We start from the raw sequence: 14,789 nt of genomic DNA, 5'->3' as shown, positions 1-14,789 counted from the left end.
ATGCTGAAAATTCTTTTACTCTTCGCACTGTTGATCGCCGGGATCGTGCTTGGCCCGATGATCGCAGGGCATCAGGGCTACGTCCTGATCCAGACCGATGATTACAATATCGAGACCAGCGTGACCGGGCTGGTGATCATCCTGATCCTCGCCATGGTGGTGCTGTTCGCCATTGAATGGCTGCTGCGCCGCATTTTCCGCACCGGGGCGCATACGCGCGGCTGGTTTGTCGGCCGTAAACGCCGTCGCGCGCGTAAGCAAACCGAGCAGGCGCTACTCAAGCTGGCGGAAGGTGATTACCAACAGGTTGAAAAACTGATGGCGAAAAATGCCGATCACGCCGAACAGCCGGTGGTGAACTATCTGCTGGCGGCGGAAGCGGCCCAGCAGCGCGGCGATGAAGCGCGGGCTAACCAGCACCTGGAGCGCGCCACCGAGCTGGCGGGCGATGACCTGATCCCGGTGGAAATCACCCGCGTTCGCCTGCAGCTGGCACGTAATGAAAATCACGCCGCGCGCCATGGCATCGATAAGCTGCTGGAAATTACTCCGCGTCATCCGGAAGTGCTGCGCCTCGCCGAACAGGCATACACCCGCACCGGCGCCTGGCAGTCGCTGCTGGACATCATTCCGTCGATGGCGAAAGCTAACGTCGGCGATGAAGAGCACCGCGCCGCGCTGGAACAGCTGGCCTGGATTGGCCTGATGGATAAAGCGCTGGCCGACGGCGGCAGTGAAGGGCTGCGCGAATGGTGGCGCAACCAGAGCCGCAAAACGCGGGCGCTGGTGCCGCTGCAGGTGGCGATGGCCGAGCGCCTCATCGAGAGCGACGATCACGATACCGCGCAGCAAATTATCATTGATGGTCTGAAGAAACAGTATGATGACCGTCTGGTGATGCCGATCCCGCGTCTGAAGACCAATAACCCGGAACAGCTGGAGAAAGTGCTGCGCCAGCAGATCAAAGCCGTTGGCGACCGTCCACTGCTGTGGAGTACCCTGGGCCAGTCGCTGATGCGGCACGGCGAATGGCAGGAGGCCAGCATCGCCTTCCGCGCCGCGCTTAAGCAGCGTCCGGATGCCTTTGATTACGCCTGGCTGGCGGATGCCCTGGATCGCCTGCATCAGCCGGAGGAAGCGGCCACTATGCGCCGCGATGGTCTGCTGCTGACGCTGCAGAATAACCCTCAGCCGTAACCTGCCGTTGCTATCGCCTCTTACGGGGCGATAGCCCCTTCTTCCCCGCCTTCGCATTGACGGATCCCTGAAAGAAAAAAACGCCTGCGCTGAAATCAGGGCAGGCGTTAAAACAGGTCTGTTTGACAACAAATTGGGTGCTTCACTCAACGTAATGTCCATGGTGTTTGATGAGGCATAAATGCGACATCTGTCAGTGGACGATAAGCACCGTAAGAACGGCTCTGCATCATTCCGGAGTTTATGAGGCACAAAGGCGAACATAAGAGATGGAATGAGCATCTACCCGATTATTATCGCACAGGATCCAGGGAAATTGCATCTACCACAGTGATGAATTGAGATTTTTCCTGACGCGTATTCTTAAGCAAAGAGAAGTTTTTTATCAGTAAAATCAGGGAAATAAGTGATGGCAGGAAGTGACAGAAAACAAAAAACCCCGCCGAAGCGGGGTTCAAAATTGGTCGGCGAGAGAGGATTCGAACCTCCGACCCACTGGTCCCAAACCAGTTGCGCTACCAAGCTGCGCTACTCGCCGAAATACTGCTTTTTGAATTTTTAGTTCAATTCGTTAAAGTCGTGGTGCGAGGGGGGGGACTTGAACCCCCACGTCCGTAAGAACACTAACACCTGAAGCTAGCGCGTCTACCAATTCCGCCACCTTCGCAAATTCACAACTCTATCAAATAATGGGGTGGCTAATGGGATTCGAACCCACGACAACTGGAATCACAATCCAGGGCTCTACCAACTGAGCTATAGCCACCACTGCAAACCTTTTACGCGGTATTAAAACCACCGCAGCTCCAGCACCGGGTTAATGGTGCGCCCGACAGGATTCGAACCTGAGACCTCTGCCTCCGGAGGGCAGCGCTCTATCCAGCTGAGCTACGGGCGCTTAGCGCCGTTGCGGGGTCGGATAATACGGACTTCCTACCCCGCTGTCTAGTGCCTTTTAAAAGAAAATTATCGTTTGCTCATGCTTTGTTCGTTTTGACGGTTATTCAGCCGTATTATTGACTTGCCCCTGTCTTCCGAGGCCAAACACCTTATAAATCAGGGTGACGGCAACCAGGAAAATAATGCCGACAAAGAGCGACATCCGGGTTTCATCATTCAGCCCCATCCCTACCAGCACACAGATCAGGAAGGCCATGGTGAGATAGTTGGCCCACGGGAACAGCAGCGAACGGAACGGATGGCTGGCGATTGCCGCCTGATGTACGCGGCGGAAACGCAGCTGGCTAATCAGGATCACAAACCATGGCACCATCCCTGGCAACACGCTGGCGCTGTAGACATAGACAAACACCCGCTGCGGATTAGGAATGATGTAATTCAGGCAGGAGCCCACCAGCAGGATCAGAATCGACAGCGCCACGCCGACGGCCGGAACGCCGTTGCGCGATACCTTACCGATCGCCGCCGGCAGTTGGCGGTTCTTCGCCAGGGCGTACAGCATACGCCCACAGCTGTACATCCCACTGTTGCAGCCGGAAAGCGCCGCCGTCAGCACCACGAAGTTGATAATTCCCGCCGCCGCGGTAATACCGATTTTGGCAAACGTCAGTACGAACGGGCTGCCGTTGGAGCCGATTTGATCCCACGGGAAGATGGTGACGATAACGAAAATCGCGCCCACATAGAAAATCAGGATCCGCCACAGCACTTTGCCCACCGCGCTGCGCAGGGTCACCTGCGGATTTTTCGCTTCACCTGCGGTAATGCCGATGAGCTCTACCCCCTGATAGGACGCGACCACGATGCACAGCGCCGTCAGGAAGCCCTTCCAGCCGCCGGCAAAGAAGCCACCATGTTCGGTGAGATTACCAAAACCAATGGAGTGCCCGCCGTTGCCAAAGCCGAAGAAAATGACGCCCAGCCCGACAACGATCATCACGATAATGGTGGTGACTTTAATCATGGCGAACCAGAACTCGATTTCACCATACAACCGGACTGCCGCCAGGTTAGCCAGCGCCACCAGCCCCACGGCAATCAACGCCGGGATCCACTGCGCCATCTCCGGGAACCAGAACTGCACATAGACCCCGATGGCGGTAATCTCCGAGATCCCCACCGCCATCCACATAAACCAGTAGGACCACGCGGTCAGGTAGCCGAAGAAGGGGCTCATATAGCGATGCGCATATACCGCGAAGGAGCCAGTGACAGGCTCAAGGAACAGCATTTCGCCCATTGAGCGCATAATGAAAAAGACGAACAGGCCAGCGATAATGTACGCCAGCAGCACGGAAGGCCCAGCCCACTTCAACGTACTGGCCGCCCCCATAAACAACCCCACGCCAATCGTCCCGCCAAGGGCGATCAGTTCAATATGCCGGGCCTCCAGTCCACGCTGGAGTTCCGCTTTTTTCTCAGTCATATATCCTCTTGTGTTTGCCGTATTCCGGGTACTCCCGGTTATTGTTATTAACTGAAACCATAGCCTTGCCGACGCGCAGGTCTCCCCCGCGCGTATGAAGCCTGCGAATGGTTAATTAATTTTGAGGAAATGGCAAATAAAGTATCAGGCGAGTGAAGAGATTACACAGAATATGTATGCAAACTCGCCTGGTTGCAGTGGAATATCAGAGCTTGCCGGTATAATGCCAACGTAAATAGCGCAGTAGACGGAACTGTCTTTTGATGCGGCTCGGCTGCAAAAGCAGGCGATAGAACCACTCCAGCCCCAGATCCTGCCAGAACTTCGGCGCCCGATGGACGTGTCCGGTGAAGACATCGTAAGTGCCGCCGACGCCCATATACAGCGCGTGCGGGTACAGACGCCGGCAGTCGCGCATGAAGATCTCCTGGCGCGGCGACCCCATCGCGACGGTGACGATTTTCGCCCCGCTGTCGCGAATGCGTTCGAACAATGCCTGGCGCTGCTCAGGGGCAAAATAGCCGTCCTGGCTGCCAACGATATTCACCTGCCAGTGCTGACGCAGCCTGGATTCTGTCTGCGCCAGGACCTCAGGTTTACCGCCAACCAGAAACACCGGTGTCCCTTCAGCGCCGGCGCGCTGCATTAACGCTTCCCAGAGATCGGCCCCGGCGACGCGGGACACCTGGGCCTGCGGGTATTTTTTGCGCAGCGAACGCACCACGCTGATGCCATCCGCATACTTAAACTCCGCCGCCTCAATCAGCGCCCGGACCTCCGGGTTATCTTCTACGGCCAGCATTTTCTCGGCATTAATGGCCACCAGCGTTCCCTCCCGGAGCGCGCCGTCGGCATACAAATAATCCAGAGCGTGCTGCATATCGCGCCAGCCTATGAGCTGCAGCCCTCTTAACAGGTACAACGGCGCGGAAATGGTCCCAGTCATGTCCATCCTTCTCAGACTTGCGGTTGCGAAAGCGGTTTTACGCGCTTATGAATCAGTCCCACGCTATCCAGGAACCAGTACAGCAATTTCGCCGCCAGCAAGCAGATACCAAAGATCACGAGGAAAAACACCACGCGGGAGCCGAACGAATCCAGACCCTCGCGCGCCAGCACTATCATGTTGAAGATAGCGCCGAAACAGAAACTGTGCAGGATAGCCGCTTTGTAACGATTGCTCTCCCGGTTGCCCAACTCATACAGCCAGTCGAACCATTTAATAATCAACCCTACCGCCACAGCGCCCAGCGGCACAAACCAGACGCCGCCCATCACCACCAGAGAGCCAATCAGCGTCGGCGAAATCGCCAGCCCCGAATGGTTGTTTAACACTTCCCAGGTGAAGTAGTTGGCGGTATTCAGCACCATCGTCGGACGACCGTGCCACATCCAGCTGGGGATGAAGACGTAGAAGTCGCGGATCATCGGCGCCAGCCCCTGGAAATCGATCTTGTCGTAGTTCTGCAGCAGCAGCGCCAGGTTTTCCCACGGCGAGAAAGTATCGCGCGTGAGATAGAGGAAAGTATAAAACGCTTCGTCGCCGCTGACGTTCATCCCGTAGCGCTTCAGCGCCAGCCAGAACATGCCGACAATGCCCAACACGCCCGCCGCCGCCAGCATCCACAGGCTGATCCAGCCGCGAATAATGCCGATAAACAGGAAAATAGCGAAAGCGATGATGATATTGGCCCGGGTACCGCCGACGATGGCGTAAGTCAACAGACCAAAGGCGACGGTGCTGACGAGGAAGAAGATCCACGCCTTATAATCCTGGCGCAGAAAATAGACCACCAGCATCGCCGGAATAAAGAAGTAGAAGAAGCGCTTCAACGCCACACCGGAGACTTCGGCAGAGAAGATCTGGCTGTAGGAGTTGAGCTTAAACAGCAGAAAGCCGTTGTGGGCGAAGAAGATGCCGACGCACAGCAGCGCCAGCCCCATCAACATTCCCCACGCCAGATGGGTTTCCACCCGGTTCATGGTAAACAGCGGGCGATGCGCAACCTCGCGTGACGCTGGGCGCAGCCGCGTTTTATAGGTCACGTAGTAGACTGCGTAGAAGCATACCGCGATCAGCAGCGTCTGCAGCAAAATCTCCGGCGGCGCTACGCTGACGTCAAAGCGGAACACCAGAATACTGGTCAGCGGGAAGCCGAAGAAAAAGGTCAGCAGAAACAGCAACGAGAAAAAGACGTTGAAGTTGAAGCGTACCCGGCGGAATTCAAACCAGGTCGCGGTGGCGATAAACAGCGTCGACAGCAGCCAGACCACCAGCAGCCCGCTAAATTGCATTAACGTCATGCCTGCCCCTCCGCCGCTAACCGTAGCGCCCGCTGCCAGCCCGTCAGATAGTTCGGCCGGAAGAAGGCGATAGTAGATTTATCCACGCTCGCCAGCTGACGCTGCGCTTCGCGCACCACGCTGACGTCCAGCGTATCGCTGGTGAACAGCACCGGCACATGCTGCTCGGTCATATCCTGCCAGAACGGGTTTTCCCGGTTGAGCACGCAGGGAATGCCCGCCTGAATCAGCAGGCACAGGGTGCCGATCCCTTGCTGGCGCGCAAACAGAAAATAGCCCAGATCGCAGCGGCGCAGCAGCGCCAGATAATCATTAAATTCAAGCTTCTCGCTGAGGATCTGCAGATGCTCACCGCTAAACAGCGCCGTCCCCGCTTCGCGAACCTCGTTGATATAGGCGTCATTATTCGCCGGATAACCCATCGGCACGATGACGTTTACCGTATCGCCAAACTGATGATGGATAGCCTTCAGCGCGGCAATATGTTCATTGCTGCGATCCCCGGAGTTGCCGACCAGAATGGTCAGGGTATCACCGCGCGGGGCGTTCTCGGCCAGGGTATTCAGCGCCGGATCCATACGGGTCGGGAAGTAGAGCAGTTCGCCGGGAACCCGCGGATGGCGGTTAGCGAACCAGCTAAGATCGCCGCGGGTGGCGAAAACGCGCCCTACTCGCCCCTGCGCCATGCGGCGTAGCGGATAGAACAGGCGAAACTTCAGGCTGGCAGAGTTTTCATACAGATCTGCCCCCCAGATATGCCAGTTAAACTGCGACGGGCGGATGCCGCCACTCAACAGCGCCAGCCACAGCCCGGTATTAAACTGGCCGTGGAAGAAAAAGCGCTGCTGGCGGTTGGCTTTCGCGGTGGCAATCACTGCCTGCGCCAGCGCTTTCTTTCCTCGATAGCAGGTGATGTCCAGTGCCGGATATCCATCACGCACGCTGGCCTCATCACCGACGACCAAAAATCTCCGCGCCTGCGGGTCGGCGGCCAGTTCGTCGTTAAAGAACCGCAGTACGGTCTGGTTGTGGTGCGGGATATCCGATCCCAGTACATGTATCAGTGCTGTCATGCCCGTTTACGCCAGAGTAAAAACACGCCACTACAAAGGGCGAAATAAACAATATAAGTGGCCATATACGCCTGCGCCGCGCCAATTGCGCCGTGCGCCGGAATAAGCCAGTGTGAGAATGCGGTCAGCAGTGTGAACTGGCTGATTTCCGTCAGAATATAAAAACGCAGTGACGCTTTGGCGATCACCAGATAGCCGTAAACGTAGGCGCCCACTTTTAAGACGTCGCCCACCAGTTGCCAGGCGAACAGGTCACGCATCGCGGTAAAGCGATCGGAAAACAGCAGCCAGATGGCAAAATCGCGCAGCAGCCAGACCGTCAGGCTCGCAGCCGCCACCGCCGGCAGAACGAATTTCAGCGACTTGACAATCTCACGGGTGATATCCGTTTTGGCGCTCAGCCGCGACAGCGTCGGCAGCAGATAGACGCTAAAGGAAGCGGTAATAAACTGCAGGTAGGCATCGGAAATGCTGCTCACCCCCTGCCAGATCCCGACCGCTTCCCAGCCGTAATGCGCCGCCAGCAGATTACGCATCATCACATAGGCCACCGGCAGCGTCACCGAGGTTATGAGCGCCATCAGGGTAAATTTCGATAGCTGACCCGCCAGACCGTTATCCCAGCGCGGACGCAGGGCACTCAGCGGAATATTACCCCGCCGCCAGAGCATGATGCCCGCCGGGACCACCACCAGCGCCGGCACTAACGCCAACCCCAACAGCGCCCCCTGGTAACCCCCGAAGTCGTAACAGGCATAATAGGCCGCGACGCCAATCAGGCTCCCGGCAATCAGCGAGAAGGCGTTACCCGCCGCATCGCGAAAGCCTTTCATCAGCGCCAGCAGGAAGTTCGCCCAGGCGATCCCCATCTGCACCAGCGCCACCAGGCGTACCAGCCCCTGATAGTGCGTATGGCCGAACAGCCCCTGACTTATCGGCGCCGCCGCCAGTAAAAACACCAGCGCCAGCAGCGTGGAAAAGCCAAGCACCATGGCCGACGAAGTGCCCACCACCCGCTTCAGGCGCAGGGGGTCGTCGTGATGCTGAGCCACCAGCTTCGTAACGCCGTTAAATATCCCGGCACCCGCCAGCACGCCGAGCACGGTGACCAGTTGTCGGAAGTTACCGGCCTGGCCAACGCCCGCCGGCCCAAACGAGACGGCCAGCAGCTTGACGACCAGCAGACCGGCGCCGATTTTGACCAGCGTCGATGCCGCCGTCCACAGTGAGGCTTTTGCTAACGACATATCAGGAGAAATAGCTCAGCAGCGAGTTAATCACCGTCCGCTGGTTCACCAGAGAGAGATTGTAAAACAGCGGCAGGCGCACCAGGCGCTCGCTCTCCTGGGTGGTGTAGCGGTCTTCACCGTGGAACTCGCCGAAGTGTTCTCCGGCCGGACAGCTGTGCAACGGAATATAATGGAATACCGCGAGGATCTCCGCCTCTTTCAGCCAGGCGATCAGCCTGCTGCGATCCTCGATATCGCGCAGCTTAATGTAGAACATGTGCGCGTTTTGCCCACAGTCGGCCGGAATCGTCGGCAGTTCGATACGCCCGGCGCGCGCCAGCGGCAGCAGCGCATCGTGATAGTTCTGCCACAGCACCAGGCGCTGCTGGTTGATCCGCTCCGCCGCTTCCAGCTGCGCCCACAGATAGGCGGCCTGCAGGTCGGACATCAGATAGCTGGAGCCAATATCGCGCCAGGTATATTTATCCACCAGACCGCGAAAGAACTGGCTGCGGTTGGTGCCTTTTTCTCGAATGATCTCTGCGCGCTCCACCAGCGTGCGATCGTTGATCAACGTCGCCCCGCCCTCACCGCCAGCGGTGTAGTTTTTGGTTTCATGGAAGCTAAAGCAGCCGATATGGCCGATGGTGCCCAGCGCGCGTCCCTTGTAGGTAGACATTACCCCCTGCGCGGCATCTTCCACCACAAACAGGTTGTGCTTGTCGGCGATGGCCATGATGGTGTCCATCTCGCAGGCTACGCCGGCATAGTGCACCGGGACAATCGCCCGGGTTTTATCGGTGATGGCGGCTTCGATGAGCGTTTCGTCGATATTCATCGTATCGCGGCGGATATCGACGAAGACGATTTTCGCCCCACGCAGTACAAAGGCGTTAGCGGTAGAGACAAAGGTATAGCTGGGCATAATCACTTCGTCGCCGGGCTGGATATCCAGCAGCAGCGCGGCCATCTCCAGCGAAGCCGTGCAGGAGGGCGTCAGCAGGGCTTTTGCCGTGCCAAATCGCTGCTCCATCCACTGCTGGCAGCGGCGCGTAAAACCGCCGTCGCCGCACAGCTTGCCGCTGTTCATCGCAGACTGCATGTAATCAAGCTCGGTTCCAACCACCGGCGGCGCGTTAAATGGGATCATGGGGTCACCTGTATAGCCAGTAGGCGGTGCTTTCCACGTTAGCACCGCTGAGAATATAACGTTTAAGCGCGGCGGTGTTGCCCATCTGGGTCGCCACCCGCAATGTAGAAAGCCCGCGCGAGGCGGCCCAGTACTGCGCCGCCTGCATCAGTTGCGCCCCGGCGCCGCGCCCGGCCAGCAGGCCAATACGCGCCTCGGTCGCGTTGAGCTGGCGCAGGGAGACAAAGGCGCGGATATCGCCCTCAGGATGGCGGTAAATCAGGCACTGATGATCGAAGGTGCCGCGCACCGCATTTTCAATCCACTGGGCATAGAAGCGGCGGCTGGCGTCGTCGGCGTACCAGGGCGCGCGAAAACGGCTCATGGCAAAGGCCTGCGCCGCCTGCTCGCGTAGTGGCGCAATATCCGCTTCCACGGCGACGTCGGCGCCCGCATCAGCAGGGTTGCCCACCGGTAGCGCCAGATCGACCTCGCCTTCCACCAGCTGAAAACCCAGCTGCTGTAGCGCGTCCAACCGGACGGTGTCACTGGCGGCCACCTTCGCCTGTACCCGCGACCACCCCGCCAACGCCTCAGACGTCAGCCGCGACGCGCGCTCGTCAAAGCGCACGATGGAGCTGTTAACGGCAAAGAAGCGGTTCTCCCACTCCAGGGGATCAATACTGGCGCGCAGAGGCATTGTATGAACCAGACGAGGGTAGGATTCTCACCGCCACACTCCTTTGGTGTCGATGATATACGCCTGGGTGACGCTATCGCCGCTAACGGCTTTGAATTCATTATGATCGACCAGCATCACCAGCACATCGGCGCTGGCCAGCGCCGCATCGAGGGTCGCCAGCGTACACAGGCCGTCGAGTTTCTTCGGCAGCGTGTGAATATTGGGCTCAACCACCTGCGTCGTGCCGCTGTGCCAGCGGGCAATCTGCGCGGCAATTTCCATCGCCGGGCTTTCGCGCAGGTCGTCAATATTCGGCTTAAAGGCGAGGCCAAAACAGGCGACCGTCAGTTCGCTGGCCCGTTTATTGGTGGCATTCAGGCAGTCCGCCACCTGCGCTTTCACCTGTTCGATAACCCATTCCGGCTTATGGTCGTTGACCTCGCGAGCGGTGCGGATCAGACGCGCCTGCTGTGGATTTTGCGCCACGATAAACCACGGGTCGACGGCGATGCAGTGGCCGCCGACGCCCGGGCCCGGCTGCAGGATATTGACGCGCGGATGGCGGTTTGCCAGGCGGATCAGTTCCCAGACGTTAATGCCCTGGTCGGCGCAAATCAGCGACAGTTCGTTAGCAAAGGCGATGTTGACGTCGCGGAAGCTGTTTTCCGTCAGCTTGCACATCTCGGCGGTGCGCGAGTTGGTCACCACACATTCGCCTTCGAGGAAGATTTTATACAGCTCGCTGGCACGCGCCGAGCAGACTGGCGACATGCCGCCAATAACGCGGTCGTTTTTAATCAGCTCGACCATCACCTGGCCGGGCAATACCCGCTCCGGGCAGTAGGCGATATTGACGTCAGCGGCGTCGCCCGCCTGCTGAGGGAAGCTGAGGTCCGGGCGCATCTCCGCCAGCCAGCCGGCCATCTGTTCAGTCGAACCCACCGGCGAGGTGGACTCGAGGATAACCAGCGACCCTTTCTTTAACGTCGGCGCAATGGATTTGGCCGCCGATTCGACAAACACCATATCCGGCTCGTGACGATCTTTAAACGGCGTCGGCACGGCAATCAGGTAGGCATCCGCCTCCACCGGGGTGGTGGTGGCGCTTAAATAACCCTGTTCGACCGCGGTCTTCACCACGCTCGCCAGATCCGGCTCCACGATATGAATTTCTCCACGGTTAATGGTCTCCACGGCATGTTGATTAACATCAACGCCGACCACCCGCTTCTGCCGGGAGGCGAACGCGGCAGCGGTTGGCAGCCCGATATAGCCAAGGCCAATCACTGAAATGGTAGAAAAACTCATAACGTTACCTGATTATTTTTAAGTGCAGACAAAATTCGACGACATGCTTCGCCATCGCCATAAGGATTATGCGCGCGGCTCATCGCCTGGTATGCGGCATCATCCTGCAGCAGTCGCGTGACTTCCGCCACGATGCGCTGGCTGTCGGTACCCACCAGGCACACGGTGCCGGCGGCCACCGCTTCCGGACGTTCGGTCATATCGCGCATAACCAGCACCGGTTTCCCAAGAGAAGGGGCCTCTTCCTGAATGCCGCCAGAATCGGTCAGGATCAGCCAGGCGCGATCCATCAGCCAGACAAATGGCAGGTAATCTTGCGGTTCAATCAACATCACATTGTCGATGTGGCCAAGAATACGGTTCACCGGTTCGCTGACGTTAGGATTCAGGTGAACCGGATAGACAATCTGCACCTCAGGGTGGGTATGGGCTATCTCCGCCAGCGCCTGGCAGATCTGTTCAAAGCCGAGCCCGAAGCTTTCCCGCCGGTGGCCGGTAACCAGAATCATCTTTTTACCGTGACTGATGAAAGGATAGCGCTGTAGCAGGGTCTCCCGTAGCGCTTCATCACCCAGAACCCGGTCCCGCACCCAGAACAGGGCGTCAATGACCGTATTCCCGGTAACCGTGATGCGACTGTCGGCAATATTTTCCCGCAGCAGATTCTGCCGCGAGGTTTCCGTGGGGGCGAAATGGTACGTCGCCAGATGCCCGGTCAACGTACGGTTGCCTTCTTCCGGCCACGGCGAACTTAAATCGCCGGTGCGCAGGCCGGCCTCTACGTGACCCACCGGTATCCGCTGGTAAAACGCCGCCAGGCTCGCCGCCATGGTGGTCGTAGTATCGCCATGCACCAGCACCACGTCGGGTTTAAACGACTCCAGGACCGGCTTCAGCCCCTCAAGAATGCGGCAGGTGATCTCGGTCAGCCCCTGCCCCGGCTTCATGATGTTGAGATCGTAGTCCGGGACAATAGAGAAAAGTTTCAACACCTGATCGAGCATCTCCCGATGCTGCGCGGTCACGCATACTTTCGCCTCAAAATGAGGATCCTTTGCCAGCGCATGGACCAGAGGAGCCATCTTGATGGCTTCCGGCCTCGTGCCAAATACAGTTAGTACTTTCACATCGATTCTCTTCGATTAGGCGATGAAGGTCATCTGCCCTTCACCACAGGCCGCAATCACAGGACACGACGACGCGATAACGCCACGCCTGCGCCGATGAGCGCACCCACAATCCCCCACATCACCATCAGAAATACTCGGCGCGGGCTATCGCGTTTTACAGGTTCTTCCGGCGTACGCAAATACCGGTAAGTCTGAAAACGCGGATCTAACGTTGGACCAACGTTCAACGTGCTCAGCATGGCGCGGTTCTGGTCGTAATCGAGGTCATATTCCGGCCCGACGGCCTGCAGGTTTTCCAGCCTGGCCTGCAGCATCGGCCTGCCCAATAAAAATAGCTCTGAATCCGGTAACTGATCGGCAGGAACATCCGTTTCGCTACGAGAAATATTGTGCTGCTGAGCCACCTTCAGCGCTTGCTCCACGCTGTGCGTCCGGCGATTGAAGATAGCCTCGGCCACCTCTTCCTGGCGCTTCACCTGCGCCTTCATTTGCACCGTCCGCGCCGCCCAGGCGCCTTTGAGTTCGTCGTTGAGATGGCCCGCTGACCGCTGGCTGGCGAAAGCCACATACTGACGCAGCAGATTATTAGCATCCTGCCCGGTCTCGGCGGTCAGTTTGACGCTGTCGTTAATGCTCTTGGCCGCATCGCCTGGCATAAACTGGATATTGTTAATCAGGTCATCCAGCATCGCCGCATCCGCGCGGGCATTACCCGACTGACGCTGCTTGTAGTAGTCCGTTTGTAGCCAGAAATCACGCCGGGTATCCCAGGAGGCCAGCTGCATGATGAACTCTTTATACGCTTCATCCATGGCGGAAGGCTGATCGACCGAGGCGAGGTCGGCTTTAATGTCCAGATTGCGTAAGAACTGCTGCTGGGAATAGTACCCTCCCAACATGTTGACAGTCGGCCGATCGGTGATCGCCGTGGCGCTCCACTCCTGGCGAGCAAAAAAGGTATATACCAGCACGATGGCGGCGAAGAGTACGGCGCCGCCGACTATCCAGCCTTTTCCTGCCCATAAAGCGCGAAACAGCCCGCGAATATCCAGCTCGTTCTCAACGTTCACTGCTTGTGCTCCCGGTAATGGTTGAGTCATCACATCCCCAGCTTTACTTGGTTAGTTTCGGATTATTGCCGCTGTGTCGCCGAATTCTGCGTCTGATGCGCTTAACCAGGCGCGCCACTTTCCAGGCGCGCTTAATACAGTAGCCATAAAGGAAGAAGGCTACCAAAAAGAGAATTAACATCACCCATTCCGGCACAATGCGGGTATATTCCGCCGCGACGCCAACCAGCGCCAACAGAGCGGCGGCCAGGGTAATCAGGACGAACGCCTGCCGGGAAGTAAACCCGGCGCGCATGATCAAATGATGAATATGTTGACGGTCCGGAGAGAAAGGGCTCATGCCTTTGCGCAGGCGGCGATACATAATCGCCACCATATCCATCAACGGGATAGCGATAATCCACAGCGCGGTAACCGGGCTAATGGGATGTGTTTTACCTTGCGTAGTTTCCAGCAGGATCCAGATAATGGTGAAGCCAATCATCGTGCTGCCGGCATCACCCATAAAGACTTTATAGCGGCGGCCGAGGGCGCCAAGATTGAGAAGAATATAGGGCAGAATGGCTGCGATCATCGCGAAACACCACATCGCCAGGCTGTACTGACCATCAAACCAGAGAATGATCCCGGTCGCCGCAAAGGAGACCGATGACAGACCGCCGAGCAGACCGTCGATTCCGTCGACCATGTTAAACGCATTGATGGCGGCCCACACGGCAAACAGGGTCAGGAAGAAGCCAAAGGGCCCCAGCACCAGCTCCCACGAGCCAAAAATAAAACCCAGACTACTCAGATGCAGATTCCCTGCCATCATCATAATCACGGCGATCGCGGCCTGAATGACTGCGCGAATTTTCACGCTGATATCGAATCGATCGTCAAGCGCGCCAACCAGCACCAATACCCCCGCGCAGGCCAGATACAGCGAGGCGTGAGGAATATAATAATCGGCGATGGCGAAGGTAAAACAGATGCCTGCATAAACTGAGATACCACCGACCAACGGAATCAACCCCTGATGCCGTTTGCGATAGTTTGGTTTATCCACTAACCCGATCCTTTTTGCCACTTTCCGCGCGACAAAAATAAAGAGGGTCGTGAATAAGAAAATACTGATTAATTCAGTAATAGCAGTGAGTAAATTCACAACGCATGTGCTCTCAGCATAGTTAATCCGGGAAGTATAGCGATGATGCCCCAACTCCAGAAGGGGAAAAGCAGAACATTACAAATTTATTGTATAGATTTTAGTCTGTTAAAGCTGTCTCCGCCTGCTATCCG

Annotated in this window: 12 protein-coding genes and 4 tRNA genes; 1 reads left to right on the top strand and 15 read right to left on the bottom strand. The window is 57.4% G+C overall.

Annotation, left to right across the window (positions count from 1 at the left end; all coding sequences use genetic code 11):
• A complete protein-coding gene (hemY, locus tag CWM53_RS16670; RefSeq protein WP_100730502.1) occupies positions 1-1,197 on the top strand; it encodes a protoheme IX biogenesis protein HemY in 1,197 nt (398 codons plus the stop codon).
• Between the two features lie 461 nt (positions 1,198-1,658).
• Here the strand turns inward: hemY and CWM53_RS16665 are convergent.
• The 15 genes from CWM53_RS16665 to wecA form a co-directional block, all read right to left on the bottom strand.
• Positions 1,659-1,735, bottom strand: a tRNA-Pro gene (locus tag CWM53_RS16665).
• A gap of 42 nt (positions 1,736-1,777) precedes the next feature.
• Positions 1,778-1,864: transfer RNA gene (locus CWM53_RS16660), tRNA-Leu, on the bottom strand.
• A gap of 23 nt (positions 1,865-1,887) precedes the next feature.
• Positions 1,888-1,963: transfer RNA gene (locus CWM53_RS16655), tRNA-His, on the bottom strand.
• Between the two features lie 55 nt (positions 1,964-2,018).
• Positions 2,019-2,095: transfer RNA gene (locus tag CWM53_RS16650), tRNA-Arg, on the bottom strand.
• A 102-nt stretch (positions 2,096-2,197) separates the two neighbouring features.
• Positions 2,198-3,583, bottom strand: a complete 1,386-nt coding sequence (gene thrP, locus CWM53_RS16645) for a bifunctional threonine/serine APC transporter ThrP (RefSeq protein WP_074387412.1) — start codon at positions 3,581-3,583, stop codon at positions 2,198-2,200.
• 205 nt (positions 3,584-3,788) lie between these two features.
• Positions 3,789-4,529, bottom strand: a complete 741-nt coding sequence (gene wecG, locus CWM53_RS16640; RefSeq protein WP_061156198.1) for a lipopolysaccharide N-acetylmannosaminouronosyltransferase — start codon at positions 4,527-4,529, stop codon at positions 3,789-3,791.
• An 11-nt stretch (positions 4,530-4,540) separates the two neighbouring features.
• Positions 4,541-5,887 carry an ECA oligosaccharide polymerase gene (wzyE, locus tag CWM53_RS16635; protein ID WP_061156199.1) on the bottom strand — a complete coding sequence of 449 codons (1,347 nt, stop codon included), beginning with the start codon at positions 5,885-5,887 and terminating at the stop codon, positions 4,541-4,543.
• Complete coding sequence (locus tag CWM53_RS16630) at positions 5,884-6,960, bottom strand: TDP-N-acetylfucosamine:lipid II N-acetylfucosaminyltransferase (RefSeq protein WP_100730503.1); 1,077 nt, start codon at positions 6,958-6,960, stop codon at positions 5,884-5,886. The genes wzyE and CWM53_RS16630 overlap by 4 nt, the downstream gene beginning before the upstream one ends.
• Entirely contained in the window at positions 6,957-8,207 is a 1,251-nt protein-coding gene (gene wzxE, locus CWM53_RS16625; protein ID WP_100730504.1) for a lipid III flippase WzxE, read from the bottom strand. The genes CWM53_RS16630 and wzxE overlap by 4 nt, the downstream gene beginning before the upstream one ends.
• A 1-nt stretch (position 8,208) precedes the next feature.
• Entirely contained in the window at positions 8,209-9,339 is a 1,131-nt protein-coding gene (rffA, locus tag CWM53_RS16620; RefSeq protein ID WP_074387415.1) for a dTDP-4-amino-4,6-dideoxygalactose transaminase, read from the bottom strand.
• 4 nt (positions 9,340-9,343) lie between these two features.
• Positions 9,344-10,018, bottom strand: coding sequence for a dTDP-4-amino-4,6-dideoxy-D-galactose acyltransferase (rffC, locus tag CWM53_RS16615; protein WP_100730505.1), 675 nt, complete (start codon positions 10,016-10,018; stop codon positions 9,344-9,346).
• A 27-nt stretch (positions 10,019-10,045) separates the two neighbouring features.
• Positions 10,046-11,308 (bottom strand): UDP-N-acetyl-D-mannosamine dehydrogenase, encoded by a 1,263-nt coding sequence (gene wecC / locus CWM53_RS16610; protein WP_100730506.1) that lies wholly within the window; start codon positions 11,306-11,308, stop codon positions 10,046-10,048.
• Entirely contained in the window at positions 11,305-12,435 is a 1,131-nt protein-coding gene (gene wecB / locus CWM53_RS16605) for a non-hydrolyzing UDP-N-acetylglucosamine 2-epimerase (protein WP_008807966.1), read from the bottom strand. Before wecB ends, wecC begins: the two co-directional genes overlap by 4 nt.
• Before the next feature lie 56 nt (positions 12,436-12,491).
• On the bottom strand, positions 12,492-13,538 hold the full coding sequence (gene wzzE / locus CWM53_RS16600; RefSeq protein ID WP_061156206.1) for an ECA polysaccharide chain length modulation protein: 1,047 nt from the start codon (positions 13,536-13,538) through the stop codon (positions 12,492-12,494).
• 13 nt (positions 13,539-13,551) lie between these two features.
• Positions 13,552-14,655 carry a UDP-N-acetylglucosamine--undecaprenyl-phosphate N-acetylglucosaminephosphotransferase gene (gene wecA, locus CWM53_RS16595; RefSeq protein WP_061156207.1) on the bottom strand — a complete coding sequence of 368 codons (1,104 nt, stop codon included), beginning with the start codon at positions 14,653-14,655 and terminating at the stop codon, positions 13,552-13,554.
• Positions 14,656-14,789 lie beyond the last annotated feature (134 nt).

Origin of the sequence: Klebsiella sp. A-Nf5, assembly GCF_002810545.1 — a bacterium.
GTDB lineage: Bacteria > Pseudomonadota > Gammaproteobacteria > Enterobacterales > Enterobacteriaceae > Klebsiella > Klebsiella variicola.
The sequence above is the reverse complement of the archived record's forward strand: the minus strand, read 5'-3'. Positions and strand labels throughout refer to the sequence as shown.